Source organism: Chitinophaga rupis (genome assembly GCF_900109685.1).
Classification (GTDB): domain Bacteria; phylum Bacteroidota; class Bacteroidia; order Chitinophagales; family Chitinophagaceae; genus Chitinophaga; species Chitinophaga rupis.
The window spans coordinates 43,602-68,966 of sequence record NZ_FOBB01000015.1 but is presented as its reverse complement, the minus strand read 5'-3'; the positions used below and the strand labels follow the sequence as shown (position 1 = coordinate 68,966).

Annotated in this window: 22 protein-coding genes, 1 tRNA gene and 1 pseudogene; 6 read left to right on the top strand and 18 right to left on the bottom strand. The window is 47.4% G+C overall.

What is annotated here, in order from left to right:
• The coding region (locus tag BMZ54_RS32335) for a transposase (RefSeq protein WP_143081215.1) at nucleotides 1-289 on the bottom strand (289 nt) is incomplete at its 3' end.
• A gap of 353 nt (nucleotides 290-642) precedes the next feature.
• Between BMZ54_RS32335 and BMZ54_RS32330 the strand changes: the two genes are divergently transcribed.
• Nucleotides 643-1,602, top strand: a complete 960-nt coding sequence (locus BMZ54_RS32330) for a FecR family protein (RefSeq protein WP_089921374.1) — start codon at nucleotides 643-645, stop codon at nucleotides 1,600-1,602.
• Nucleotides 1,603-1,674: 72 nt separating this feature from the next.
• Here BMZ54_RS32330 and BMZ54_RS32325 read toward each other — a convergent pair whose 3' ends face one another.
• Complete coding sequence (locus BMZ54_RS32325) at nucleotides 1,675-2,016, bottom strand: TfoX/Sxy family protein (RefSeq protein ID WP_089921372.1); 342 nt, start codon at nucleotides 2,014-2,016, stop codon at nucleotides 1,675-1,677.
• 222 nt (nucleotides 2,017-2,238) lie between these two features.
• Here BMZ54_RS32325 and BMZ54_RS32320 point away from each other — a divergent pair, with 222 nt between their 5' ends.
• The 4 genes and pseudogenes from BMZ54_RS32320 to BMZ54_RS33630 all read left to right on the top strand — a co-directional run.
• Complete coding sequence (locus BMZ54_RS32320; RefSeq protein ID WP_089921370.1) at nucleotides 2,239-2,745, top strand: RNA polymerase sigma factor; 507 nt, start codon at nucleotides 2,239-2,241, stop codon at nucleotides 2,743-2,745.
• 5 nt (nucleotides 2,746-2,750) lie between these two features.
• On the top strand, nucleotides 2,751-3,398 hold the full coding sequence (locus tag BMZ54_RS32315) for a hypothetical protein (protein ID WP_143081214.1): 648 nt from the start codon (nucleotides 2,751-2,753) through the stop codon (nucleotides 3,396-3,398).
• Between the two features lie 661 nt (nucleotides 3,399-4,059).
• Nucleotides 4,060-4,133 (top strand) — tRNA-Pro (locus tag BMZ54_RS32310).
• 270 nt (nucleotides 4,134-4,403) lie between these two features.
• Nucleotides 4,404-4,637: pseudogene (locus tag BMZ54_RS33630) on the top strand (Arm DNA-binding domain-containing protein); the annotation flags it as partial.
• 107 nt (nucleotides 4,638-4,744) lie between these two features.
• Here the strand turns inward: BMZ54_RS33630 and BMZ54_RS32305 are convergent.
• The 4 genes from BMZ54_RS32305 to BMZ54_RS32285 all read right to left on the bottom strand — a co-directional run bounded on the left by BMZ54_RS32305 (nucleotide 4,745) and on the right by BMZ54_RS32285 (nucleotide 7,967).
• Nucleotides 4,745-5,629 carry an NmrA family NAD(P)-binding protein gene (locus tag BMZ54_RS32305; RefSeq protein ID WP_089921367.1) on the bottom strand — a complete coding sequence of 295 codons (885 nt, stop codon included), beginning with the start codon at nucleotides 5,627-5,629 and terminating at the stop codon, nucleotides 4,745-4,747.
• 18 nt (nucleotides 5,630-5,647) lie between these two features.
• On the bottom strand, nucleotides 5,648-6,046 hold the full coding sequence (locus BMZ54_RS32300) for a YybH family protein (protein ID WP_089921365.1): 399 nt from the start codon (nucleotides 6,044-6,046) through the stop codon (nucleotides 5,648-5,650).
• A 105-nt stretch (nucleotides 6,047-6,151) separates the two neighbouring features.
• Nucleotides 6,152-6,733: a Crp/Fnr family transcriptional regulator gene (locus BMZ54_RS32295; RefSeq protein ID WP_089921363.1), complete on the bottom strand. Its 582-nt coding sequence runs from the start codon at nucleotides 6,731-6,733 to the stop codon at nucleotides 6,152-6,154.
• A 307-nt stretch (nucleotides 6,734-7,040) separates the two neighbouring features.
• The gene (locus BMZ54_RS32285; RefSeq protein ID WP_089921359.1) at nucleotides 7,041-7,967 is read right to left on the bottom strand and encodes a DMT family transporter; all 927 of its coding nucleotides are present in this window, start codon (nucleotides 7,965-7,967) and stop codon (nucleotides 7,041-7,043) included.
• A gap of 408 nt (nucleotides 7,968-8,375) precedes the next feature.
• On the opposite strand from BMZ54_RS32285, the gene BMZ54_RS32280 reads away from it, so the two are divergent.
• Nucleotides 8,376-9,176: a CPBP family intramembrane glutamic endopeptidase gene (locus BMZ54_RS32280; RefSeq protein WP_162277734.1), complete on the top strand. Its 801-nt coding sequence runs from the start codon at nucleotides 8,376-8,378 to the stop codon at nucleotides 9,174-9,176.
• Between the two features lie 16 nt (nucleotides 9,177-9,192).
• On the opposite strand, the gene BMZ54_RS32275 is transcribed toward BMZ54_RS32280, so the two are convergent.
• The 12 genes from BMZ54_RS32275 to BMZ54_RS32220 are packed head-to-tail and all read right to left on the bottom strand — an operon-like array spanning nucleotide 9,193 to nucleotide 25,323.
• Nucleotides 9,193-10,401 (bottom strand): hypothetical protein, encoded by a 1,209-nt coding sequence (locus BMZ54_RS32275; RefSeq protein ID WP_089921356.1) that lies wholly within the window; start codon nucleotides 10,399-10,401, stop codon nucleotides 9,193-9,195.
• Between the two features lie 30 nt (nucleotides 10,402-10,431).
• Nucleotides 10,432-10,779, bottom strand: a complete 348-nt coding sequence (gene panD, locus BMZ54_RS32270) for an aspartate 1-decarboxylase (RefSeq protein ID WP_089921354.1) — start codon at nucleotides 10,777-10,779, stop codon at nucleotides 10,432-10,434.
• A 22-nt stretch (nucleotides 10,780-10,801) separates the two neighbouring features.
• Entirely contained in the window at nucleotides 10,802-12,865 is a 2,064-nt protein-coding gene (locus tag BMZ54_RS32265; RefSeq protein WP_089921353.1) for a hypothetical protein, read from the bottom strand.
• Between the two features lie 11 nt (nucleotides 12,866-12,876).
• On the bottom strand, nucleotides 12,877-14,961 hold the full coding sequence (locus tag BMZ54_RS32260) for an SGNH/GDSL hydrolase family protein (protein ID WP_089921351.1): 2,085 nt from the start codon (nucleotides 14,959-14,961) through the stop codon (nucleotides 12,877-12,879).
• A 24-nt stretch (nucleotides 14,962-14,985) separates the two neighbouring features.
• Complete coding sequence (locus BMZ54_RS32255) at nucleotides 14,986-16,752, bottom strand: carbamoyltransferase family protein (RefSeq protein WP_089921349.1); 1,767 nt, start codon at nucleotides 16,750-16,752, stop codon at nucleotides 14,986-14,988.
• Between the two features lie 55 nt (nucleotides 16,753-16,807).
• Nucleotides 16,808-18,106 carry a sensor histidine kinase gene (locus BMZ54_RS32250; RefSeq protein ID WP_089921348.1) on the bottom strand — a complete coding sequence of 433 codons (1,299 nt, stop codon included), beginning with the start codon at nucleotides 18,104-18,106 and terminating at the stop codon, nucleotides 16,808-16,810.
• Complete coding sequence (locus BMZ54_RS32245) at nucleotides 18,090-19,466, bottom strand: sigma-54-dependent transcriptional regulator (RefSeq protein ID WP_089921346.1); 1,377 nt, start codon at nucleotides 19,464-19,466, stop codon at nucleotides 18,090-18,092. The genes BMZ54_RS32250 and BMZ54_RS32245 overlap by 17 nt, the downstream gene beginning before the upstream one ends.
• A 23-nt stretch (nucleotides 19,467-19,489) precedes the next feature.
• On the bottom strand, nucleotides 19,490-20,665 hold the full coding sequence (locus BMZ54_RS32240; RefSeq protein WP_089921344.1) for an ABC transporter permease: 1,176 nt from the start codon (nucleotides 20,663-20,665) through the stop codon (nucleotides 19,490-19,492).
• Between the two features lie 2 nt (nucleotides 20,666-20,667).
• On the bottom strand, nucleotides 20,668-21,864 hold the full coding sequence (locus BMZ54_RS32235; RefSeq protein ID WP_089921343.1) for an ABC transporter permease: 1,197 nt from the start codon (nucleotides 21,862-21,864) through the stop codon (nucleotides 20,668-20,670).
• Nucleotides 21,865-21,888: 24 nt separating this feature from the next.
• On the bottom strand, nucleotides 21,889-22,554 hold the full coding sequence (locus BMZ54_RS32230; protein WP_089921341.1) for an ABC transporter ATP-binding protein: 666 nt from the start codon (nucleotides 22,552-22,554) through the stop codon (nucleotides 21,889-21,891).
• A gap of 28 nt (nucleotides 22,555-22,582) precedes the next feature.
• A complete protein-coding gene (locus BMZ54_RS32225; protein WP_089921340.1) occupies nucleotides 22,583-24,061 on the bottom strand; it encodes a TolC family protein in 1,479 nt (492 codons plus the stop codon).
• Between the two features lie 14 nt (nucleotides 24,062-24,075).
• Nucleotides 24,076-25,323 carry an efflux RND transporter periplasmic adaptor subunit gene (locus tag BMZ54_RS32220; protein ID WP_089921338.1) on the bottom strand — a complete coding sequence of 416 codons (1,248 nt, stop codon included), beginning with the start codon at nucleotides 25,321-25,323 and terminating at the stop codon, nucleotides 24,076-24,078.
• Nucleotides 25,324-25,365 lie beyond the last annotated feature (42 nt).

The window sequence follows — 25,365 nt, the reverse complement described above, 5'->3', positions numbered from 1 at the left end:
GTTTCTTCAACAACGCTTCATTTTGCTTTTTGAGGGCGTCCAATTCCTTTTGTTCCTCTTCGGTCATGACGGTAGGTAAGATGGTTCGTTGCTCAAGTTCCGAAGAAAACAGCGATTTCCAGTGGCCTATCTGATTAGCTTTTACGCTATAGCGAGCCGCTACCTCTGCCATACTTTGGCTACCTGACAGATAGTCTGCTACTACTTTGCGCATAAAAGCGTGGGAATATTGGAACGAACGGCCTCCCTTGCCTTTCCTGTTTTGCCCTAAATTGTTTGTTTTTTGCATGTCTTACACTTTTTATGTGTAAACCTTTTTCAGGACGTGACATATGGATTATCTATGGGTTAATATTAGGTGAATGATAAATTATCCTGGAATAGGTTTACAAGCTCGCGGCCTAATCCGGTTTAAAGTTTACTATGGTGGGTAGTAATCCTGGTTAGGGTTTACAAGGGGTGTTTCCAAGTAGGCATAAAAAATAGCCCGCGCTTTCCATATGAATAGTACATTATCATATTAATACCCGTATTGTATCCGTAAAGTGTAATCCCCCTCTATACCATTAAAGGCGGCTCTGTACTTTCTGCTTTGTCCATTCCTTTGAAAACCGGGAATTGTTCATTCAACCTGATTTTAACATGAGCATGTTTCATGAGGAGCATTATATCCGTTCATTGTTCAGGGTATTTGACCCGTTTATACGGCTGCTGCGCAAGCACCCGCCTACCAACCGCGCCATCACGGTTGCCTGCCTGGCATTATTCAGCACAGGCCTTGCTGTTTTTCAGCGGCAGCTGCAGCGGTCTGCGCTGGCGGAGGCTGAGGTGATCACCCTGCAAACCTATGATGGCCATATCCTGCCCATTGTGCACCTGGGCACTGCCAGTACCCATGATGCCATTTTTACGGCAGACAGTACGCGGCTTACCCTCACCGCCAAACAAAGCAGCGGGCGGGCGGAATGGAATACCCTGACCGTACCCCGCGGCTATACCTATAGCGCCGCTTTAACAGACGGCTCCCTGGTACGGCTAAACGCTGGCAGCAGCCTGCGGTTCCCTTCCATTTTTGGACCGGATAAACGTGAAGTATACATGGAAGGAGAAGCTTATTTTGAAGCGCAGGACAATGCCAACCGCTCGTTCACCATCCACTCCGGGCAGGCAGATATTATTGTGCTGGGTACCGCTTTTAATGTAAATACTTATGACCAGCATATACGGGTATCACTGGTAAGCGGGGAGGTAATGGTAAATGTGAAAGGAAAAATGACCCGGCTGAAACCCGGGCTGGCAGCCACTATTGACAAACAAAGCGGGCAGGTATCTGTAACGCCTTTTGAGGAGAATATTGTGCTGGCCTGGCTGGATGGATTACAGATCTATGTGGCCGCTCCGCTGCGCGACATTTGCAATGCGCTGGAAAGAATGTATAATATCCGGATCCATATTGATGATCCTAAACTGCTAGGTATGCATTATTCTGTTATTGTGAACCGGCAGCGGCCTATACAAAATTTCCTGGAGGATCTGAAAGCAACGCGGAAAGTGCATAGTGTGTTCGACAGTATGGGCGAGCTGCATCTTAATTTTCAATAACCAGCTATAAAAACATTTATATCCCCAAAAAAGAAAGGTTATCCGTGAGGCAAAAGGCCGGGCGGGTAGCCTTTACTTTTTCTTAGCCGGTTTGGCAAAGCGGTTAAAATCCAGCGCCAGGTTCACCCAGTATAACAGCTGCTTTTTAGTGTGCAGCACGCTTTCATCCACAAACAGATATCCTTTCATTACTTTCTCCCCATGCACCATTGGCCGGCAGCCTTCCTGTTCCAGCGCCTGCTCAAAAACGGCAGGATCCAGGCGCACCAGTATGGTATCTTTGCGCACGCCTACACAGATCTTATCATCTACCATAAAACAAAGTCCGCCGAACATCTTTTTTTCCGCTACTTTATTGGTGGAGGCCGCAATGATCTCCCGCACCCTGTTGGCCATTATTTCATTAAACGCCATGGCTGTTTATTTTTATGGTTCCCGTTAAAAGTAAAAAATATTTTGCCGGAACTGTGATTTTTGGAGCCTTGCTGCGAATAATAAAGAAAACGAATGGAAACACAAAAACAACTACCCGCTGCTGCAAGGCTGCTGCTGAATATTACGGTATGGTACACTGTTGCTACCTGTAAAAGCCTGATAGCTATAAAACACTGGATTGAAAACCTGTAACTTAAACGAATGGTTCCGCAACAAACAGCTGACGGGTTTTTACGCATCATTACGGAAAACAAAGGCCTTATTTACAAAGTGGCGCATTTGTATTGCAGCAATGATGAGGACCGTAAAGATCTTTGCCAGGAAATTATTTACCAGCTATGGCGCTCCTTTCAGCGGTATGATGAGCAGTACAAGCTCTCTACCTGGATGTATAAGATAGCGCTGAACGTGGCCATCTCCTTTTACCGGAAGGGGCAGCGGCATGCCCGTGCACAGCCGCTTACCGCCGATCTTTTGCAGCTGGTACCGGATAAAGAGCCCGATGGCACAGAGCAGCAGATCCGATTATTAAGGCAATATATAAATACCCTGCATGAGCTGGACCGGGCTTTAATGATCCTTTACCTGGAAGAAAAAAGCCATAAGGAAATAGCAGACATACTGGGGCTCACCCCTACCAATGTGGCTACCAGGATTGGCCGGGTAAAGGAAAAGCTGAAACAAAAATTTGCTAACACAAACAACTAATGGTTATGGATGATATGGAACTGAAAAATTTATGGCTGGCTTATGATCAAAAGCTGGAAAAATCGCTTTCACTGAACCTGCACATTTTACAGGAGCTGCAAAAACAAAAGGCCAGGTCCGCATTACGGCCGCTCAGGGTCTACAACCTGCTGATGATAGGGCTGGGTATTATCTGGATCTCGATCCTCAGCTTTTTTGTATCACATGCTTTCACTTACCAGGGAATATTCTTTGCACTATCAGGCAGCGCGATTATACTGTTCAATGTATTTGGCATTGCTATTTACATTTATCATATAGTGCTGATACAACAGGTGGATAACAGCGATACTGTGATAGGCGCGCAGAAAAAATTAGCTATGCTGCAGGCATCTTCTATAAAGGCGGTACGCATTATGTTCCTGCAAACGCCTTTTTATGGCACCTTTTTCTACTCCCCTGCCATGCTGGCTTCGTTTGGTGTTATTAACTGGGTGATAGCGATTGCTATTACCGGTTTGCTGGTAGGGATGAGTATATGGCTGTACCGCAATATTGATTATAAGAACATGCATAAGAAATGGTTCAAAAACTTGTTTAGCGGCTGGGAATGGAACGGAGTGATTAAAGCGAGGGCGTTTTTGGATGAGATAGCGGAGTTTGAGAGGATGTAGGATGATTTTAGAGACAAGTTATTTGCCATTGTACCGTTTGTGAGACGATTTGCAGGCTTTATTTTTCCAGCGATGCTTTTTCTAAGTTCGTCATTTATTGCTACATGAATTAGCTTTTGTATATAATTGGCATATAGATAGGATGATGTTATTAATGTGATCACTATTGCTCCCTTTATCCCGAAGCTGGTAGAATTTATATTCTTTCTCCGGGCATAAAACAAAAGCAGCCGGACCCCTACTAATGATATTGCTGTAATACCTAAAACTTTTAAGAACTCTATTGGCCGGACCAGCTCATTAAATATTAATTCAAGTTTATCGGCCCATAGCGCTAACAATACGGTTAAGATTACCAGATTCATTATGGCAATGATTAAATATCGCAGGGAGTGTTTTTTCATTTACTGATGTGGATTAAGGGATTCATAGTCTCTGCTATTAGATGCTTTCCCAGATAAAATCCATAATTCCAGGCTGTAAAATATAATCCTGATCGTTTGGCTGAAAACGCCAATTATGGAGAAGTTAATACCTGGATAAACACGTTAACTTCAACTAATTAAATATAATTATTGCAAATTTTTTGTTCGGAAAATTTGAAAAATAAAATAATTGTTTACTTTTGCATCCCCGTCAGTAAATTACTGGCACACCGGTTCGGGACGTAGCGCAGCCCGGTAGCGCACTTGCATGGGGTGCAAGGGGTCGCTAGTTCGAATCTAGTCGTCCCGACTGAAATTAGCATCAAAAGACGTGAAGCCCGCAGATAGCTTATTCTGCGGGCTTTTTTGTTTTTTAAGCCCACCATTTTATATCATTCCATATCATTCCAAATGTGAGCTTATCCTTGAGTCAGAATTATTACTACGTTTGACTCAAGGATTACCTTACAACATATTGTTTATCAAAACATTACGCCATTCATTTTGGGCTGTTTTGATGCTTTTTGACCTGCGAATTGGCGCAGTTGTGAGCTGGCAGTTGTGAGATCTTTACGCACGTGTCACAGTCAATGGTAAGCCAGCAGAGATTTCCCTCAAACAAAAAGTTCTTCTGAGTGTATGGGATTCAAGTAAGGAATGTGTCATTGGCAAGGGATATCAGGTCAAAGCCATCAACGATCATGTAGATGATGTAAGGTTCCGGATTATCGATATCTTAATTAAGCTTCCGCCAACTTTTCCTCCCCGGGGATTGATACCGATGTTAAGATTTGCAGCGGGACTGGAATTCTAAACATAGAAAAACTTGCTAACCAACGACTCAAGTATCAATGCCCGTGGTTGTTGATTTGCAAGTCTGCTTTTATTAATCTGGCTTTCGTTAATTAGCTTGTTTTGGTGTTAACTATTGGTGTACGCCAATGCAAATTCCTTAGCAAATTCTTTGAATTTGTGTGCGCTAAGTACTGGCTTATGTTCGTTATAGTCTGAGTACGCGATTCCGCTATCTACTGCCTGGCCCATTTCTACTAAATTTTTCGATACATCTTTGGTCAGCCCTGCCTGAATCATTCCATTGAGCGCGTCTTCGTTCCCGAACTTTACCCATTGCATATCCGGCTTGCCAATTGCTTCCCCCAGTACTTTCGCAATTGCATTAGTAGACAGTTCATCACTCACTACGTATCTTACGCGTCTGCCTGAGAAGTTAATTGCAGTGATTTCTTCAAACGCTGCCTTTGAAATATCCAATGGGTGCGTCAGCGGCAATAAGTCCGAAGTGTAATTATTACCAATTACACCCATGTGTTTAATCATTCCAATATTACGAAAGAAGTTAAAATAGAAAGAACCCGGCCTTAAGTGCACAACTGCTACATTCTCTAACTTATTTAATTCCTGTTCCACGTAGTTATATAAACTGCTTAAGCCTGCACCCTGAGGTAAATGCGCACCAATGGCGCTTAAGTTGACAACCTTTTTTACGCCTGCAGCTTTGATTGCCTGTACATAATTATTGCCCACGCCGTAGACAAAACTCTTCCAATCTTCCGCAGCCATGTTTGGCGGGATCATAGTATAAACCACATCCGCACCCTTAAACGCCTCTTGTAAGAAACCGCGGTCTTCGACTGATCCTACCAATGGTTTTGCGCCGAGAGACCCGATCTCCTTTGTTTTTTCTTTACTGCTTGTAATAACGCTTACATCATAACCTGCTTCGACTAACATTGATGTAAGCGGTTTGCTGATGTTTCCTGTAGATCCTGTGATGATAACTTTCATAATGTCTTTTTTTAATGATTATTTGGTAGTCTTGGTATTGTTGAAAATGTAGTGGGAGATTTTCCATTCCCCGTGTTGATTGCGCAATACAAACAATTCTTTGTTTTCCAAAAAAATCTGATCTCCGCTTGCTTTGACAATGGTTGTGACCTTTGAATTTGTCCGGGCAAAGGCATATTCGCCGCTTATGTTGATTTCGTCAATAACATACTGGATATTGATATCGGCAAAATTGAATAGAACTTCAAAAGCTTTGGTTAATTGTTCGGTGCCTTTGGCAGCGGGACCGTTATTTGGCATGTTAACGCCATCGGATGTGAATGACGCGACAGTCTTTGAAATATCTGTTGCATTAAAGGCATCGCTGAAAGAAAAGATTAATTTTTCTATTGCTGGCTGTTCTTGCTGTGTTTCCATTTTTATTAAACACTTATTGTTAAGTGCAATGCAAAGGAACACCTCCCTGAAAGAACCAGCCCATAAACAAGGTTAAGAAATAGGCTTAACCTAAGTTAAGTGTATTTATTTTTTGGCGTCCTTACGGCGTATTTTACTTAAAAATTCAGGTGTGATGCCGATGTAGGATGCAATTTGGGTGTTAGGTAACCTGTTGGCCAGCTTAGGATACTGTTCCAGGAAAGCTTGATAACGCTCATCGCCTGTTGAGCTGATGTTTTGCAAAACCCGGTTTTGCAATTCTATAAACTTATTTTCAGCAATGACCCTGAAAATCCTGTCGAATTTGGGATGGTTATGGTATAGATAGATCAGGTTAGTTGCGTCTATTTGTAAAATCACCGATGGCTCAATCGCTTCGATATAAAGCCGGCTTGGTTTACCCGAATGAAAGCTGCCGATATCGGCTATCCAGTCATTTTCCGCTGCAAATTGAATGTTATGTTCAGCACCGTTATCATCAACCCGATACATTTTAAAGCAACCTGAAACAACAAAAGAATAATACTTGCAGACATCGTTTTCCTGAAGGATAAACTGCCTGCGTTTTACCCGCTTTTCAATAACGCGGTTCTTCAACTCATTCTTCTCAATATTCTTTAGTGGGATATATTGGGCAAAATAGGCAATGAGCTGTTCTAATGGCATTTAATTACGTTATTGATTATTACAACGATTGCAAGTTCTTTAGCTTCTGTCTCTTTAAGGAAGGCTCTGCAAGCATCTTCATCTAAGAAGAAAGACATTTTTGCTTTATTAAGAGGTTTCGACACGTTATTATTTCTAAGAGTATAGTCACCAAAAATAGCTATTAAAATTTTAAAACCTATCGGGGTACTCAAATTCATTTTACACTAACCCGAATTAAATCTCAATGTAGCAATCTGGCGTGTTGTATTAGCGGTGTTGAAATCACGTCCTTTTATATAAAAGTGGAGACCCAATTAACAATGTACTACTTCTCTATTTTACTATTTGAAGCTGCAGGCTGAGAAGTGCCTACACGCTGGCTGCTCAGCCAGATGCCCGCCAGCACCAACACCCCTCCTGCCATTTGTAATCCTGTCAATCTATCTTTCAGGAATAGGAAAGCGATCAATGCGCCAATAACAGGGTTCAGGTTCAGAAAGTTCCCTACCTGCGCAGCCGGCAGGCTTTCGAGCGCTTTGTTATATAATGAATACGCTATAGCAGATGCAAATATTCCCAGGTAGGTCATTCCTGCCCAGGCTCTCCATGAAATAGCAGGCATGCCTTCAGTAATGATCTCATATGCCGGTAAGGGCAGAGATAATGCAGTGCCGATAAAAGTACTGACCGTTGTTACCAGTACTGTGTCTGTTTCTTTCAGGCTCCGGGATAGCAAGGTATAGACGGTCCATAACAGTACCGCGCCTACTATCATAAAACTTCCCAGCAAAGCATTTTCCGATTTTTGAGCATTGCCTACAAAGCCGACCAGAATCACTCCGGAAACAGACAGCACAATTCCGGCGATAGCGCGTTTCTTCAAATGCTCTTTCAGAATAATAGCTGCAGGAATGGCGATAGCTACAGGCGCAAGCCCTTCGATGAGCGCTCCGGTGGTAGCGGCAACATACTTCATGCCTGTATTGAATACGAAATAGTAAAGAGTGGTTCCTGCCAGGCCCATGAGCGTAAGCTTTCCATATGGCAGGTGGTCTTTTGCTTTACGCCGCCGCACAATATAGAAGGGCAACAATGCGGCGCAACCGATGAGATTCCGGATGCCGGCAAAGATATGCGGCGGCAATTCAGTCACTACTACTTTAGTAACAGTGAAAGAGCTGCCCCATATCATCATAACGAATATAATACTGAGAAAACCTTTGGTTTGTTTGCTGATTAATGGTCCAGGCATAATGCTACAGTTGAATGGCGGCAGCCAAGATAAGAAAAGTTCAAAAGTATTGATAGCATTTCAGGGTAACCGGTCACAACGGTCGTCCGATGCCCAGGCCTGGCTATATTCCGCACAAAATGGCTCGTCCTAAAGCAGCGTTATAATGTGAACAAAAAAAAAGTGGACAAACCGAAGTGTTCTTCGGTTTGTCCACTTTTGTACTCCGTAACAGGAGCCGTATGGAAATGTTCTTAATTTTAATGAAGCTTATTCTGGCAATGATTAAGACACTATCCGGCTGTAGATCTTTAATAGGAAAGGTGTTATCTTGAAACCCAAAATCCTATGGCTACGGATGAAACCCGGCATTAATTGTGCTATGTAATATACCTTACTATCTAAACCTATTGTATGTCATCCTCCTTTATGAAACTACCTGTTCTGCTGCGTGTACTCATTTATCTTGGCGGCAATTACCTGCTTATTTTCCTGGCGCAGTTCACTTCCGGCTTCCTGCCTTTTAGAGGCCCGCTGTTATTTAACCTGTTCCTTTGCGCATTCCTGCTAATATTTACAGGCTGGATACTGCGGCTGGATAACAGGAGCTGGGAAAGCATCGGCTGTGTATGGGGCGATAAACATGACCGGAAGCTGCTTGTGTACGGTACCCTGGCCGGCATACTAATGTTGTTAGCGACCGCTTTTATTATTAAGCTGATCGCAGGTTTTAGCTGGCATGTAAATCCCGCGTTCAACTGGTATATGCTGTTACCCACTCTTATTACAGTCTTTTGTTCTGTATTTGCACAGGAGCTGGCATTCAGGGGTTACCCGTTCCGTATTTTACTGGAAAAGTGGGGGGAATGGCCCGCCCAGCTGTTCCTGGCCATACTTTTCGGATTAATGCATGTCAGTGAAGGGCAGCGCTGGACAGATATCCTGTTAACGTTGCTGACAACCGGCGCCGGCTCCATTTTATTCGGGCTGGCTGTTATTAAGACCGGGCGTCTGCATTTTGCTGTGGGATTGCACTTTGGGTGGAACCTTGCACAGCAGCTGTTACCACGTGCACAGGAACCCAGCAGAATGGGCATCTGGTACGTAACGGGCGGCCATTTTAATACGGCCGCTTCAGACATAATCTGGATAGTGCCTTACCTGGTGGTAATAGTTATTGCTTATGTAATGATCAGGATCAGTTATAAACAGGAAGGTTATACGCAGTAAACAGGAGCTGCTTACCTTATGCAACAGCGTCCATTAAAGCAACAGGCGCCCGGTTCAGTTTTGAGGAGAGGTAGTCTATCAACATAGTATCCGTATAGGCATCACAAAAAAGCAGGTTGTCTGTGGCATTCCGCTCTTCTTCATTCAGGTTTCGCAGCTCCACCATTTCAGCCTGCTCTGCATCCTTTCTTATGATCAGGCAATTCACCAGGGGTGAATTACCCCACCAGTAGTAGGCGGTGATACAGGCATCCCAGATCTGATCCAGGCGCCAGTATTTGCCGGTATAGGTAACCATCAGCGGCGCATCTGAGCGTGGCATGCCATTCCTGATAAAATTATTGTAAATAGAGGAAGCGCAATGCATTAAACCCGTGCAGGGGCCAAAGATCATTTTAGTGTAAGCTGATCCCAGCAGGCAAAAATCTTCCCGCAGCTTCAGGGACCTGGAGAAGATAAGCCGTGCCGCTTTTTCATCGCCCAGCCAGTGCCGGTAAAAGGCTTCCTTGCCAATATTCTTTTCATCAAAGATCAGCACCTTTACCTTTTCCTGTTCCAGCAAATGGCTTAATATGTTAAAGTACACGCTGGTCCTTAACAATTTTTTCTTGCGGGAAGTAGAATCCAGCATAATAAATAGCTGCTCATCTTCCTTTAAACCCTGATCCCGCAGCCATTGATTGCCCCACTCCCTTTCGGCATCCGTTAAATACAGCTCCACCGGCTCCAAACCGGCTGTGCTAACGGCATAATCCATCAGATCATCGTAGGAAGGAAAAATAATATCACAGTTGGCCAGGGGCTTCATGTAGTGCAAGGTGGCGGAAAAGATAGCTGCGTTCCATTGCCCGCTTAAGAGGGCTTCGCCATATTCCGCCTGCAGGTGTTTGATCAGCGCTTCCTCCTCATAGGTGATACAGATGATCACGTCATAAACCGCAAAATCTATTTCCTTCCAGGCCAGGTAAGTAGCATGGTCAATATTAGGGTTATTCTGTACCAATGCCTGGTACCGTTCGGCAAAATGTTTATTATTGAAATTAATATCCAGCATAGCGCCTTTAAAAAAGGGCTTGCAGGATTTCAGCTGGTCAAAGCGCAAACAGTTATCACCAATGAAGAATTCCGCCTCTTCATATAATATCAGAACGCGTTTCACCAAACCTGCTTCAATCTGCCGGCAATTGTCCAGTATCTTATTTAAGACAGCTTGTATGGCTTTCATTACTATTTTTTTGAGGGTTGATGGTTATTTTCAGGGCAGCTTATTCCCTTCTCCGGGAAACACTACAGCGGGTTTGAATTGTTTGGCCTCTTCAAAATCCATTATCCCATAGGAGATAATGATGATAATATCCCCCACAGCGCATTTTCGTGCAGCAGGGCCGTTCAGGCATATAGTACCGCTACCGCGCTTACCGGTAATAATATAGGTTTCCAGGCGCTCGCCATTATTACAGTTCACCACATGCACCTTTTCTCCTTCAATAAGATTGGCGGCATCCATCAGGTCCTGGTCAATGGTAATGCTGCCCACATAATTAAGCTGTGCCTCCGTAACTTTTACACGGTGGATCTTGGATTTAAAGACTTCTATTTTCATGTATACAGTTTAAAGGGTGATCTTAAAGAGCGTTAGCCGGTTGTTGTATAGTGAGTGAATGAATTTCGCCAAAAGCAGGGTATAACAGATCGTACAATGAGGAAAGGGCCGGCTGTAACGGCGCGGCCAGTGGCAAAGCTGCCAGGGGCTTGCTGCATAGGCGGATACGGTTCACCGCTGTTCGCAGATGGGCTGCGGGAATAGTACAACGGTAAGTTTGCCAGTCTGCCGCCAATTCCCAGCACGCTATCAATACATCATTTACATATACCTCTACCGGCAGTGTGCCTGCATCTGCAGCGGTGTGCCGGGCGCAGGCGGTTAAGGTTGCCGCAGCTGCACCGGCAGCAATGTAATAAAACGTGGATTCCGGCTGCGTACATTTATAATACGCACTTTTAGGCGCAGCAGCATCCTGGTAGTTATGTAAAGCATAATAAGGCTCCAGCAGGTTAGCAACAGCAGCTGCGTGCTCGGTAATGCGGCAGCGCTCCACCGCATTGCGTATATCCGTGCCTGTTTCCTGCATAGCGCTTACCATCGTATCTACCAGGGAAATATCCATTGCCTTTTCTCCCCTGGGGTGCAGCAGCAGGTGCCCGTTGCTGTATTGCTGCGCATACCCGTTAGCCAGTATCGCTTCATAATTTTTGCCGATCACGTTGGATATTTTCCTGCTGGCAAGGGCAGCATACTGTTTTACAAAACCGTTCACCGTACCGGATAACTGAACGGCCCTGCGGCAATGATAGGTTACGATCTCCTGCGGCTGCCCGTTGTGCGCATTATGCATAGCCGCAAAAATATGGGCCATTGCTTTTTGCGCGGCGCTAAGCTGGGGGGCAGGAACACTGCCAGGGGCGCCGGTTGCAGGATACAAGGCCTTTACAGCTGCATTAGCTATATGGGTAACTGCCAGCGTTATGCCTTCCTCCGTCATATGGCAATAGTCAAGGAAAAGCTGCCTGCCTGGCAGCGCACCGCCCAGGTGGTGTTGAAAAATGCCGGGCAGGTCCACACAATGGAACCCGTATTTTACCGTCATTTTTTTCAGGCATTCGCGGCTTATTTCCAGGTTGCGCCCGCAGCTGTTGGCACGGCCAAATATTGCGGTGTCGCGCGCTTCCTGTAATAAACGGCCTGCCGCAGTATGATCGCCATCCTGCAGCTTGCAGGCCGCCAGTATTTCGTACCCCAGCGGGTTACCCAGGTCCAGGGTAAGCAGTGTGCCCGCTGTTGCTGCTGCGGCGGCATATTCTCCGGCTGCCAGCTGCATGGGTGCTTTTGTGGCGAGCGTATGCCAGTGCTGCAGGTCGGCATCATCCAACCGGCTCATTCTTTGCTCCAGCGCGCTGCTTTTCCAGTCCAGCAGGTTATAGGCCGGTAATACTATGATCACCTCTGTTCTATGCCTGCCGGCCAGCTTTTGCAGATACGCCGCGAAGCCGGTAATGCTGTCTGTCAGCTTATCTTCCATTATTTTCCTGAAGCCTGCCAGGTCGCCCGCCTGCGCCCTGGCCGTAAGGGCAGCCAGCTCCTCTTGCTGCAGGCCGCCGGCAAACAGCTCACGCAGCCAGTTATTGCCGGCAAAAACAACCAGCGCATCCGGTTCCAGCACCATGCTGCGGGTACAGGTATCCTGCAGCATGGCCATATCCATTCCGTTACGGGCCAGGTCTATCACTTCGGTTGCAGGCAACCCGGGCCAGGCATCCAGCCTTGCCTGCAGCTCCATTACCGGGTTGTATACCGGGTCATACAGGAAACCACGTGCTACTGATTCACCGGTGAAAACAATGCGGCGGCGCCCGTTCTTATTAAGCGGAAATGCAGGCACATTAGCCCAGTAAAACCACTCGCGGTTACAACGGTTATCACGCACATACCACTGTGCGCCATCCCGCAACACAGGCGTCCATACGCCAATGCGTTCATTTTCCTCCACGGGGTTCCCTGTTTCCTGCCGCCTTGCCTGTAAAGTCTCTTCCTGTAAATAATATTCGTCCAGGGGCGCTCCTTCCATTAGCTGGCGCGCGAGTGAACCGGCCAGCGTTTTATCATCTGCCATCAGGTATTGTACTGACATAATATTTTTTGTTAAGCGGAAACAGTAAATGTATGGATCTCACCAAAAACCGGGTACAGGCGCAGGGAATGCCGAAGGGCCTGCATAGAAGCAAAAGGACGCAGGGGCGTTTCAGAAAAAACGCTGTCACCCGCCGGCACTACAGCCGGCCATTCCAGCTGAAGATCATTCAGGCCGTTCTTTAGCACGGTTGCCGGCACTTCCGGCATATGCGTTTGCCAGTTCTCTGTTGCGGCGGCTTCCATAACCATACTACCGTTCACCCATAAACGAACCGTTCCATGCGGTTTGTTTTTTACCCGGAAAGTGATCTTCACCTGTACAGGCGCCGTATTATCTGCCATCAATATAAAAGAAGATTGCGGCCGGCTGGCGGTGTAATGCGTATCCTGCTCCCCTGTGAGCACATAGCTGTTAAAGAGGTTATAAAAAGAATCCAGCAGGTTTACGCTCCCCTGCCGCACACTATGTTCCTTGGCTCTTAACCGGCTTACCTGCTCCGATAGATCCATGCCTTTTTCCTTCAGCGCATTCACCATACAATCCACCAGCACATGATCCATTTGCTTGCGGGCTACCCCGTGCAGCAGGCCGGTTCCCTTGTTATATTGTTCCGCCATTTTTTCAAGCGTAATCTGCTCATAGCTCTTGCATAAGGGGGTGGAAAGACGGCGGTTAGACAAGGATGCATACAGGCTGATGAATTTTGCAGCCGCATCCGAAATGGCTACGCCTTTCCGGCAATGATGCAGCAATATATCTTCCGGCTGTCCGAAACGGGCATTCAGGGAGGCTGCAAAAAGATAGGCCAGCGCCCTGTGCTCCGGGTCGGGTGCAGCAGTATTGTCTGCAGCGGTAACACCGGTTGTTGCACCCAGCAATGGCGCCAGGGCTGCTGCCGTAGCCTGCATAGCAGCTTTTATACCTGTATCCGTAAGGTGGCAGTAGTCCAGAAAAAATTCCCGGCCAGGAATACCATTGGGGGAAAGTGCTTTAAAAACCTCCGGCAGGTCTACCACTGTGAACCTATACGCGGCGGCTGCACGCAGTATTGCTTTACGGGTAACGGTCAGGCAGCGCGGGCTGTGATTTTCCACCCGATTAAAGACAACCGTGTCACGCGCCTGCTCCAGGTATTTCCGTGCATCGGCAGGCTGGTTACCGGCCAGCATGCAGGCGGCCATTAATTCATAACCCAGCGGGTTCACGCCATCCAGCTGTATAAGCGCAGCTGCAAGGGGCTGTAATGCAGTCCAGTTCCCCGCGGCTTTCATTTGCCTGGCAGCTGCCGCTGTTTCCAGGAAGCGGTTGGTAAGATCTTCTGCAAGCCGGGAAGCGGTTGTTTCCTTGTCCGTACTTTTCCAGTCGGCCAGGTTAAACTCCGGTATCACAAATATTATGGGCACCTTGTATTGCTCTGCCGTTGCGGCTATGCGCTTCATAAATGCGGCAATCACATCCTGCAGCTGGTTTTCCAGGAAATGCCTTGCGGCGTTATAATCATGCTGCAGCAGCGCCTGGGTCATTTCCTCTATATGAGCGGCGCCGTAAGCGATCTCTTTCAGGGCATAGGTCCAGTTGTTACCTGCAAATATTACAACGGCTGCCGGCTGCAGCTGCATACAGGAGCGGAACATTACTTCCAGCTCTTCCAGCACCATACCGCTTTTAGCCAGGTCTATCACTTCTGCCTGCGGCAGCGCTGTATTCAGCTGCTGCTGCAGCTCCATGGCCGGGCAATAAAAGGGATCGTAAAAGTATCCGCGCGCCACTGATTCTCCCAGCAGCACTATTCTTTTACGTGTATCCGTAGCAGGTATAAGGTGCCGGTTGCTCCATAAACGCCAGTCTGCCACTTTTGCGGAATCCCTTACATAACAGGGCTGCCCCTCTACCGTATCGGCTACCCAGATACCTATTTTCCCTGCAAGCGCCTGTGGCGATGCCGCAAACAACCGGTCGGGGTCTGTAACAAACCCGCCGCCGGCATCTGCCGGCTGCAGGTAGGGCAGCCATGTGCCCGGCTGATCGCCGGAAATGATCTTTTCCGCCAGCTCAGCGGCCAGCGAGCGGGTATTATCTGATATATTATACATGGATCTCTGTGTTGAAGGAAGGGTTTAAACAAAAGTGTACACATCCCGGCGAATGCCTTTAGCAGCGGTATTTTCCTGGTCATAGTTACGCAGGATCATGATCAGCGCATCCAGCTCGTTCTCTGCACGGTCTATAATAAAATCCTGCAGGATCAGGCAGTCAATATCCGTTGTTATAAAACACTTAATGGCATCTTCCGGGTCGCATACAATAGGCTCTCCTTTTACATTAAAGGAAGTGTTCAGCAGTATGGGACAGCCTGTAAGCTCATCAAAATATTCCAGCAAAGCGGCAAAGCGCGGATTGGTTTCCTTATGCACGGTTTGTACGCGCGCTGAGTTGTCAACATGGGTAATGGCAGGCAGGTCCAGGGGGGATATTACCTGGCAGGTTTCCAGCATAAAAGGCGAATCATGCGGCAGATCAAAATGCTGTGATGCTTTATGTGCCAGCACTGCCGGTGCAAAGGGGCGGAAGCCTTCCCGTTTTTTTACCATTGCATTAATGCGGTCGCGCATTTCTGTTCTCCGGGGATCGGCAAGTATGGAACGGGCTCCCAGTGAGCGGGGGCCAAATTCCATGCGGCCGTTGAACCAGCCTATAACCTTCCCGCGGGCCAGCCGCTCTGCTGTTGCTGCCAGCAGCTGCTCTTCATTACCTGCATAATCATGATACTTCAGGGAGGTGGATTGCAGGGTTCTGCCAATGGATGCGGTATCATAAGAGGGCCCCAGGTATACATGCGCCATTTTTGCGCGGGAGGCCCTTTCTCCGGTTAGCTCCAGGTGTGCGGCCGCTGCTGCGCCCAGTGAGCCGCCGGCATCATTGGAGGCCGGCTGTACGAACATTTTTTCAAAGGGCCCTTCCCGCAGCAGCCTGCCGTTTGCCACGCAGTTAAGGGCTACCCCGCCGGCCAGGCATATATTGGACTCTCCTGTTTGCTGATGCAGGTACGCGGCCTTTTTCAGCATAATGTCTTCCAGCACAAACTGCAGGCTGCGGGCAATGTCTTTGTGAAAGGCGGTCATTTTTTCATCTTCCCTGCGGGCAGGTGCACCCAGCAGCTCTTCCAGCGCTTCGCCAAACATGCGTTCCCCCTTCAGGTATTCAAAGTAACGCATATCCAGCGTGTACTGCCCGTTTGCTCCCAGGTGTATGAGCTTATACAGCTGATCTACGTAACGTGGCGTGCCGTAAGGCGCAAGGCCCATCACTTTATACTCCCCGTCGTTCACCCCAAAACCCAGGTAGCTGGTAATGGAGCTATATAACAGCCCTATGGAATGCGGGTAATGTACTTCCTCGAACAGCTCAATCCCTTTTTCATTTCCTTTACCATATGTTGTGGTAGCCCATTCCCCTACCCCATCCATTGTTAAGATAGCAGCTGATCCGAAACCGGAAAAGTAAAAGCTGCTGGCCGCATGCGACATATGATGGCTATAATATTTGATCTCCCCATCAAACCCCAGCAATTCCCGGATCTCCCGCTCAGGGCGGCCCACACCAAGGGATGCAACAAATGATTCCGACAAGGCAGGCAGCTGGCTCCAGATCTGCCGTGCCAGCTTTTCTTTCGGATCTTCATAATATGCTACGCAATCAATATCTGCAATGGTTAACCCGGCTTCCTGCAGGCAATAGTTCATGGCTTTGCGCGGCATAGACGGGTCGGCCTTTATGCGGCTGAAGCGTTCTTCCTGTGCGGCTGCCAATAGCTTGCCATCAGACAACAGGCAACAGGCGGCATCGTGGTACAATGCTGAAATACCAATGATATTCACACTCATATTGTAAAAGAGGTTTTTGGGTAAAAGAAAATATAAACGTGGAGGGAGAAATATGCTAGTTAAAACTGATCATGAATTCTGTAAGCTGGTCGCGGCTTTTTAAGGAAAAAGCAAAACCATGGTTATTGAGTATTTCCCGCGATAACGTAAGCCCTACGCCTTTACCATTCTTTTTATTGGTAAAGAACGGGAAAAAGATTCCTGTGGCGGTATCTGCTGAAAGCCCGTTACCGGAGTCGTACACTGCCAGTGTTTGAGCTGCATGATCTGTGCGGATGATGATGTACCCTTTGCCGGTAATAGCTTCTACTGCATTCTTGAATATGTTAATGAGCACCAGCTCTACCTGGTACTCATCCAGCTCTACTTCCAGCGGCACCGGATCCAGCTCCCAGATCCATTCTATGGGCAGGTTGCGGTAATGATAATACAAAAGGGCATGTACTTTTTTCAGCAACGCATTCACATCACACCTGCTTTTTACCGGCAGCGGTAAACTTACTACCCCGGCCAGGTCAGACATAGAGGTGCTTAATTTCACATTACGCTCACGGGCAATGGTGAGCGCATTTACATAATCATCACGGTCTGCCGGCGCCAGCTGCTCTTTATAATTTAAACAGGAATCCAGGATGGAGTTAATAGCGCCAATGGAGTTGTTGATCTCGTGCGACATAATGCGGATCACTTTCTCATACGCGCGTTTCTCCAACCGGAACACTTCATCCGTTAACTCTTCTATAAGAATAAAATGATTGAAATAACCCTGGTTCAGGAAGCCGGCTTTAGTACATTTCAGTAACTTCACACCATCTATCTGCACTACTTCAGAACGGTCTGTTTCCAGTGTGCCCAGGCGCTGTGCCAGCACATTATCCATTTGAGCGAGCAACATGCCGGTAACAACGGCAGGAGTAACCTGCAACAAGGCAGCGGCAGCGGGGTTGATCATACTCACCTGCTCCCGGTAGTCCAGCAGGATAATACCGGCAGGCGATGCATTGATCAGCTTTGCAAGCAGCAGGTTCTTTTCCTGCTGCATTACCCCTTCTGCCTTCAGCTGATCCAGCATTTTATTATAAACGTCTATCAGCAGATCCATTTCATACTGGCCTACTTTAGCCAGCCGCACGTTGAAATCGCGCTCGCGGATGGATTCCACTCCGCGAATGATCAGCTCAAGCGGTTTTATGAACGACCGCATAAGGTGTACGGAGATCCAGACGGATAATACGGTTAAACATTCTATGAACAGGAAAAGATAAGGGCGCTCCCGCATCAGCAGTATATTGAGCGCCGCCAGTAAGGCATGTACCAGTACAATTACCAATATGAACTTAGTACGTATCTTCATATGGGATATTATACTTTTTAAGCCGCCGGTAAAGCGTGCCCCTGCTAAGCCCCAGCGTTTCTGCCACCCTGCTTACATTATTGTGGTGAAATTCCATTGCGCGTTTGATCATTGCCTCCTCCATTTCTTCCAGATCCATAGCGCCCACCGGTGGCAGCTGCTGACCGGCCTTTTTTACATGCCCCTGCTTATAAAGCATGAAGTCGTCAATAGTAAGCAGGTCGCTGCCGGACATCAGCACCGTTCTTTCCACCATATTCTTCAGCTCACGTATATTACCGGGAAAGGGTTGTGTTTGCAGCCATTTGAGGGCATCTTTGTCAACCGCCAGCTTTTGCCGGCCATATACATTCTTCAGGTTGTTGATATAAAAATCCACCAGCTGCGGAATATCGGATGCGCGTTCCCGCAATGGCGGCAACTTAATGGTAATGAGGTTGATCCTGTAATAGAGGTCTTCCCGAAAGGTGCCGTCATTTACCTTTTCTTCCAGGTTAGCGTTAGTGGCGCATATTACACGGGTATTCACCGTTTTTGTACGGCTGCTGCCCAGCACTTCATAGGTGCGGTCCTGCAGCACGCGTAACAGCTTCACCTGGCTGTTCATTTCCAGGTCGCCTATTTCGTCCAGGAAAATGGTACCGTTATGCGCCATTTCAAAACGGCCTATACGATCCGTTTTAGCGTCGGTAAAAGCGCCTTTTTTATGACCGAACATCTCACTTTCAAACAGGCTGGATGATATACCGCCCAGGTTCACCTTTACAAAGGGAAATGTTTTCCGGAGAGAATTGCGGTAGATGGCTGATGCGATCATTTCCTTGCCGGTGCCGCTTTCACCCACGATCAGTACGGAAGCATCCGTAGCAGCGATCCTGGCCACGGTATCCAGCACTTCCATCATGCCGGGAGAATCTCCTATGATGCCGTTAAAATCATAATCTTCCCGGCGTACATGCCGCTGCGGTCCCTGACCGGTAGCGGCCAAACTACGGGAAAGCCCCAACGCTGTTCTCACAGACTGCAGCAGGTGCTGATTATCCCAGGGTTTATTGATGAAATCAAAAGCGCCTGCCTTAATACCTTTTACGGCCAGGGAAATAGTAGCCCAGCCCGTGATCAGGATCACCGGTACAGCCGGCGCCGTACGCCTGATCTCTGCCAGCAGCTCCAGCCCTTCATCCCCGGTGGTTTCCAGGGAAAAGTTCATATCCAGTATGATCAGTGATATTTCATATGACTGCAGCTGCTGCAATGCTTCTCTCGGATCCGCAGCGCTTACGGTCATATAACCTGCCTGTTTCAGCAGCAGGCTAACAGAGGTCCTCACGGCTACATCATCATCTATAATCAGGATCATGTTGGGTTCAGCTGCAGTTTAGTTTAGTTTTCATGAAGAACCAGTGCAGGCTGCACTTTTGAAGCTTTCCAGCTTGGGTAAAATGCACAAACCAGCACTAACATATACATCAGCAATATACTAATTAATATAGATAACAGGTATACGGAAAGGCTTATGCCGGGCAGCACATTCAGCAGCGGAAACTGTATGGCCAGCAGCACACCGGGCACCACTCCCATGGTAGCAAGCACTACCGCCTCACCCAGGAACTGCTGCTGTATATTGGCCCTTACCGCTCCAATGGCACGGCGGAGGCCTATTTCAGGGCTGCGTTTACTGATGCTTAACCATAACACGCCCCACAAGCCCAGCACCACGTTTAAGATCAGGAAAAGACATACAATACCTATAATAAGCAGGATGGTGTAGAAACCACGGATCTGGTTCTTCAGCAATGTGCTTAGCTCAACCCCATCCACATACCAGTTACCTTCCCCGCTTTTTACCAGCGCGCTGGTTTGCAGGATCATCTTATCTGACATAACATCCATATTACCGCTGTTTATGCGCAGCATAAACGTGCCTACCGGTCCGCTATCGCTGGAAACACGCTGAAAGAAACCCGGGGAGGATGTGCTGAACACCTCATTCCTCACATTGGCGCAAACACCTATTACTGTGTAACGGCGGTCATTGGCCATAAAAGTTTTGCCTAATGCAGCTGCTCCCTTGAAATATTCCCGCTGCATATCTTCCGTTATAATGGCCGGCGGCAAAGTGGAGGCATTGTCCCTTTTATCAAACCAGCGGCCGTTCAGCAGTTTTACATCAAATACAGATGCAAAATCATCATCTGCCGCCCAGCGTAATACCTGCCCTTTCTGGTTATCTGATTCCACATCCTGCATGCTGCCCCAGGAAAGGAAAGGGATGGTAGGCGAAGTGCTGATACCCTTTATCTGCGGCATGGCTCTCAGCTTTTGCCGCACCTGCTCCATGGTGGCTTTGGCTTTATCTTCCGGAACATTTTTAAAGCCCACGCTTAACAGGTAAACCTGATCAACGTTATAGCCCAGGGGTACTGCGTAATTCTTCAGGCTGTAGGTGGCAGTACATACCACCCAGAAAATTACCAGGAAGCAGAAGAAGATCTCGATGATGATGAGCATATTCTTACGCTTCTGATTCCATATCAGTTTAAATAAGTGGCGGATCATAATTAATTTTTTAATGCATCAACAACGTTCATCCGGGACATTTTATAGGCAGGGTATACGCCGGAAAGCAGGGCAAAGAACAAGGTTGTTACGATGCTGAGTAAAAATACCCTCCAGTTAATGAGATTGGCCGTAACCGGCACAAAGTTCATCCCCTTCAGCAGCTGCAGCATTATGCCAGCCATTACCAGGCTTATAAGCCCGCCAAAAAGGGTGATCATAATATTTTCCACCACAAACTGCAGTATGAGCCTTTTGGAGGATGCGCCGAATGCTTTCCGGATCCCGATCTCGGAAGCCCGGTCCAGGATACGGCTAATGTTCACATTAACCAGGTTCACCGCAGGTATCAGCATAAACAGGATCATGAACGAGATAATAACGCTCATTACCAGCTCCTTACCCGGGCCAATGGAACGCGCAAATTTCTCCATGCTGGTATCAGCAATAATGCGCACCTTACTATAACGGGCGGGGTCTATCATTTCTGCGCGGCTTGCCACCGCCTGCAGCTCTGCCTTTATGTTATCAATATCCCCTTCATTTTTTGCCAGCAGCGTAGCGGCATAATTGCCATCATATTTAACATTGCGTAGATCGCGCACATCGTGCGTTAGCGGCAGCCATATCATGTAGCTGGTAGAAGTATTCTCTACCACACCTATTATGCGGTGCTTTACATCCAGGATCTCTATATATTTACCCACGCAGCTCTGGCCGCCCCAGATATCCCTTTTCATTTTTTCGTTGATCACCACTACCGGCGCGGCGTGTGCCACCTCTTCATCCTTATAGGCATTGCCTTCCTCAAAATTATAATTCATAAGCCGCCAATAGTTGCCATCGGTATAGTTCATATCTGCCGTATATTTTTTCTCTTTCTCAAAAAAAGAGATCATCATGGCTGCATGTATGGAAACCATTTCAGGCGTTTTCAATGGCCGGACATATTTATCCAGGAAATAATAGCTGGGCGTGTAGGGATGCCAGCGGTCAGGGCTCAGCAGCTCTATCTTATCTACGTACACGGAACGGCTGCGGTAGGGGTCTATACTGCTGTTGCCCACCTTGCTGTCTATAAGCACGATCAGGATAATGACCGTCATGAGCGTTAAGCTAATGCCAAAGAGGCTGACAAATGTGAAGAACTTATTCCTCCACAAAACCTTCCAGGCAATTTTTACATAATTTTTGAACATGTAGGAGAGGTTAATTTTGTCAAATCAATTTACCAATGAACCGTCATAAAGCCTTATCAGGCGGCTGGTTTGCCTTGCGATCTGTTCATCATGCGTTACCATTACTATGGTTACCTTATCGTCCTGGGTAAGGGTATTGAGAATTTTCATGATCTCATTTCCCATAACGCTGTCCAGGTTACCTGTGGGCTCATCTGCCAGTATAATTTCCGGCTGGCCAACAATTGCACGGGCTATAGCCACACGCTGGCGCTGCCCACCGGAAAGCTGGCCGGGGTAATGTTTGGCCCTTGCGCTCAGCCCAACTTTTGTGAGCGCTTCCATGGCCCTGCGCTTTCTTTCAGCGCCGGAGATCTTGCGGTAGATCAGCGGCAGCTCGGTATTATCCAACACATTCAGGTCATTGATAAGATGGTAGCTTTGGAAAATAAAACCCAGCTTGCGGTTTCGCAACTCTGCCAGCTCCGCATCCTTAAAGGACACCACCGGTTTCCCGTCTATCTGCACCTCTCCCCTGCTGGGAATATCCAGCAGCCCCATAATGTTCAGCAGCGTACTTTTTCCGCAGCCGGAGGGGCCCATGATGGAAACAAATTCACCTTTGTTAATATTAATGTTGATGTTGTTCAGGGCTACCGTTTCAATGGTATCGGTCCTGTATACTTTTTCAATTGCTTTTAGACTGATCATGAAAAATGGTTTAATAGTATGTAAAATATTACCCGTGATAACCCAGGTCGGTTGCTGTCATAAAATCATACAACGTAAGCAGGCGGATGCTGTAATAGGATACCCAGAAGTTACGGATAGCTTCAATGTATTCCTGCTTGGCCTTATCTTTTTCCTGCATGGCTATATTCAGATCTGTAACAGGCATATTTCCCACCAGGTAGCTTTGCTTGGATATATTGTACCGCTGCTGTGCAGTGCTGTCGGCTTCGCGGGTTAAGATCAGCTGTGTACGGATGGTATGGAACTGCCTGATCTGGGTAATGATCTCCTGCCGGAAAGTAACCCGCTCCTGCTCAATGCTGTATTCCGTAAGCTTTCTGTTGGCTTCCGCCGTTTTGATCCTGGCTTTGGCCCGGCCCCAGTCCAGCACCGGCACCAGCAATCCTATCTTGAGGGTTTGCTGATCGCGCGGGTCTGTATAAAGCCTTTTCAGATCATCCGAACGGCTGGTAAGACCAAAGGTTCCGTAAATATTTACGTTCAGCCGGTTATCCCGGATAGCTTTTACTACATCCCGCTGCGCCTCTATAAGCTGCCGTCTGAATGAAACAGGGTCCGGCCGGTTCTTCAGCGCTTTTTCTATAGCTGTATTTTCATCTACCTCAAAGCTTGGGATGTCAAAGGGGATCCTCACCTCCACACGGTTGCTGTCTGTTTGCCCTATGAAAGTTTTCAGGTCCAGGGTGCTGGTTTGCAGGGCCAGCTCCGCCGCTGCAATGTCTTTCTGGGAATTGAGCAGGCTAAGCTTAACCTGCAGCAGGTCGTGCTCCGACATACGCCCCAGCTCCTTCCGCAGCTGTGCGATCTTATAAATGGTATCGTTATTGGCTACGTTATTCCGGGCAATATCCAGGTTGATCTGCGCTATCAGCAGGTTGAAGAAGAACACAGCAGCATTTACACATACCTGCTCTACATCTACCCGGTATCCTTTCAGCGATTCCTCATAGCGCAGCGGTTCCGTTTTCTTATCCCATTTAAGCTGGTTAAACGCAAATACAGGCTGGTTAAATCCTATGATAAAAGGATAAGCATTGTAACGCTTGTAGTTGCCATTAAAATCATCGAAACGCCATACCTGTGAGTTGAAGAAGATGCTGCCTCCGGTAGGAGCCACTGATTGGCTGAGCGAGAGCGTGGCATTGGAGTTGCTGATAGATACCGGCTGGTACTGCGTGGTACCGTCCGGCTGCGTAACCGGGTTATTGGTTTTACTGTAATCTGGAATCGTGGCGGTTAAGATCAGCTGCGGTTTGTAGTTGGACTTAAACACCCGCCACTGCCAGTAATTATTTTCCTTTAGGGTAGCTGCCTTCAGCGCTGAGATAGAGGTTCTTTTTGCCATATCCACTATATCATACAGTGTGTAGGAGCCGGCAGGCTGTACAGATTGCAGGTCCTGGGCAAAGGAATATTTAACGGCAACGTGGAATAAAAGGGTTGATATCAGAAGGGTTTTATACATAGCCGGTGCGTGGGTTATTTGATGGAGAAGTCTTTCAGGTGATTATATTCCGGCAGGTCGGAAATAATAACTTCTTCTCCCGGCCGGATGCCCTCCACCACCTCTACATAATCTGCATTACTGGCGCCTGTAACTATTTTACGTTTTACTGCCTTATTATCACGTACTACAAATATATCCTGCTCCCCTTTTTCATTAAAGGCGGATCCGTTCTTCACCCTTACCACATTATCTTTGTAAGCCACTACCAGGAACACATCCACCTTCAGGCTGGGACGCAGCAAACGGTTCCGTTTTTCATTTAATGTTACGGTAAAATTAACCACCCCATTCTCCACTTTAGGTTTGATGTTGGCGATCTTTCCCTTGATCTTTTCCGTGTCATTGATGCGCACGATCACTTCTCCGGAAGTAACCAGCTTATCGGCATAGGTATCAGCAATGCTGGCATCTATGCGGAAAGTGCTCAGGTCTGCCACGCGGGCAATGGCCTCTCCTTCGGCAATAACAGCGCCGATCTTATCATTCACCCAGGTTACCACGCCGTTACGGGGCGATTTTATTTCCGCCTGCTCTATCTTGCGCTGCATGTCGTTGATCTTCTTGCTCTGAATATTGATCTCATAGTCCAGGTCTTTCATATCCGTTACCATAGAACGTTTCAGGTTGTCGATCTCATTTTGCAGCTTTTGCAGTTCCAGCTGTGCGGTTTTCAGGTTCAGCTCTGCGCGGGATACATTTTCCTGCGTGCTGCCGCCAATATCTTTCAGCTGGCGCTCACTTTTCAGTGAAGATTCCAGACTTTCAATATTCAGCTGTTTGATCTTATACTGCGTTTTCAGGTCCTGCAGGTTTTTCTCAAGCGTCCATTTTGTTTTGGTAACCTTATTCTGGTTCACACCCTGTTCATCTTTCAGGTTGTCGTAGGTCATCAGCATAAACTCTTTATTCAGCTTTACAATAGACTGGCCGGCATGTATGGAATCGCCTGCATTAAAGAGCACCGTATCGATCTTGGTTTGCGTGGGGGTTGTAAGCTCCAGCTCATATTCCGGGATCACTACGCCGGTAGCTGCTATGGTGGCTTCTACAGGGCCTGTGCCGGCAACCGCCGTTTTAAATATATCCCGTTTAACAGATGGTTTCAGGATAGTGCGGAATCCGTATATGCCTAACAGTAATGCCAGCACAACGGAGCTGATGATGAGGATCTTTTTTCTTTTCTCAGAGCGAATGATCTGTTGCGATATTTCTCTGTCCATTTTAATTTATTTGCCCTGGTAATTACAAGGAGTTTGCCAAAC

What these genes read in the sequence shown, in the direction of transcription:
- BMZ54_RS32300 (WP_089921365.1), bottom strand. Translation starts at nt 6,046, where the DNA reads ATGGAAACACAGCAAGAACAGCCAGCAATAGAAAAATTAATCTTTTCT.
- BMZ54_RS32250 (WP_089921348.1), bottom strand. Translation starts at nt 18,106, where the DNA reads ATGAAGATACGTACTAAGTTCATATTGGTAATTGTACTGGTACATGCC.
- BMZ54_RS32220 (WP_089921338.1), bottom strand. Translation starts at nt 25,323, where the DNA reads ATGGACAGAGAAATATCGCAACAGATCATTCGCTCTGAGAAAAGAAAA.
- BMZ54_RS32275 (WP_089921356.1), bottom strand. Translation starts at nt 10,401, where the DNA reads ATGAAAGCCATACAAGCTGTCTTAAATAAGATACTGGACAATTGCCGG.
- BMZ54_RS32320 (WP_089921370.1), top strand. Translation starts at nt 2,239, where the DNA reads ATGGTTCCGCAACAAACAGCTGACGGGTTTTTACGCATCATTACGGAA.
- BMZ54_RS32255 (WP_089921349.1), bottom strand. Translation starts at nt 16,752, where the DNA reads ATGAGTGTGAATATCATTGGTATTTCAGCATTGTACCACGATGCCGCC.
- BMZ54_RS32280 (WP_162277734.1), top strand. Translation starts at nt 8,376, where the DNA reads ATGAAACTACCTGTTCTGCTGCGTGTACTCATTTATCTTGGCGGCAAT.
- BMZ54_RS32285 (WP_089921359.1), bottom strand. Translation starts at nt 7,967, where the DNA reads ATGCCTGGACCATTAATCAGCAAACAAACCAAAGGTTTTCTCAGTATT.
- BMZ54_RS32225 (WP_089921340.1), bottom strand. Translation starts at nt 24,061, where the DNA reads ATGTATAAAACCCTTCTGATATCAACCCTTTTATTCCACGTTGCCGTT.
- panD (WP_089921354.1), bottom strand. Translation starts at nt 10,779, where the DNA reads ATGAAAATAGAAGTCTTTAAATCCAAGATCCACCGTGTAAAAGTTACG.
- BMZ54_RS32265 (WP_089921353.1), bottom strand. Translation starts at nt 12,865, where the DNA reads ATGTCAGTACAATACCTGATGGCAGATGATAAAACGCTGGCCGGTTCA.
- BMZ54_RS32295 (WP_089921363.1), bottom strand. Translation starts at nt 6,733, where the DNA reads ATGCCATTAGAACAGCTCATTGCCTATTTTGCCCAATATATCCCACTA.
- BMZ54_RS32325 (WP_089921372.1), bottom strand. Translation starts at nt 2,016, where the DNA reads ATGGCGTTTAATGAAATAATGGCCAACAGGGTGCGGGAGATCATTGCG.
- BMZ54_RS32240 (WP_089921344.1), bottom strand. Translation starts at nt 20,665, where the DNA reads ATGATCCGCCACTTATTTAAACTGATATGGAATCAGAAGCGTAAGAAT.
- BMZ54_RS32245 (WP_089921346.1), bottom strand. Translation starts at nt 19,466, where the DNA reads ATGATCCTGATTATAGATGATGATGTAGCCGTGAGGACCTCTGTTAGC.
- BMZ54_RS32315 (WP_143081214.1), top strand. Translation starts at nt 2,751, where the DNA reads ATGGATGATATGGAACTGAAAAATTTATGGCTGGCTTATGATCAAAAG.
- BMZ54_RS32235 (WP_089921343.1), bottom strand. Translation starts at nt 21,864, where the DNA reads ATGTTCAAAAATTATGTAAAAATTGCCTGGAAGGTTTTGTGGAGGAAT.
- BMZ54_RS32305 (WP_089921367.1), bottom strand. Translation starts at nt 5,629, where the DNA reads ATGAAAGTTATCATCACAGGATCTACAGGAAACATCAGCAAACCGCTT.
- BMZ54_RS32230 (WP_089921341.1), bottom strand. Translation starts at nt 22,554, where the DNA reads ATGATCAGTCTAAAAGCAATTGAAAAAGTATACAGGACCGATACCATT.
- BMZ54_RS32260 (WP_089921351.1), bottom strand. Translation starts at nt 14,961, where the DNA reads ATGTATAATATATCAGATAATACCCGCTCGCTGGCCGCTGAGCTGGCG.
- BMZ54_RS32330 (WP_089921374.1), top strand. Translation starts at nt 643, where the DNA reads ATGAGCATGTTTCATGAGGAGCATTATATCCGTTCATTGTTCAGGGTA.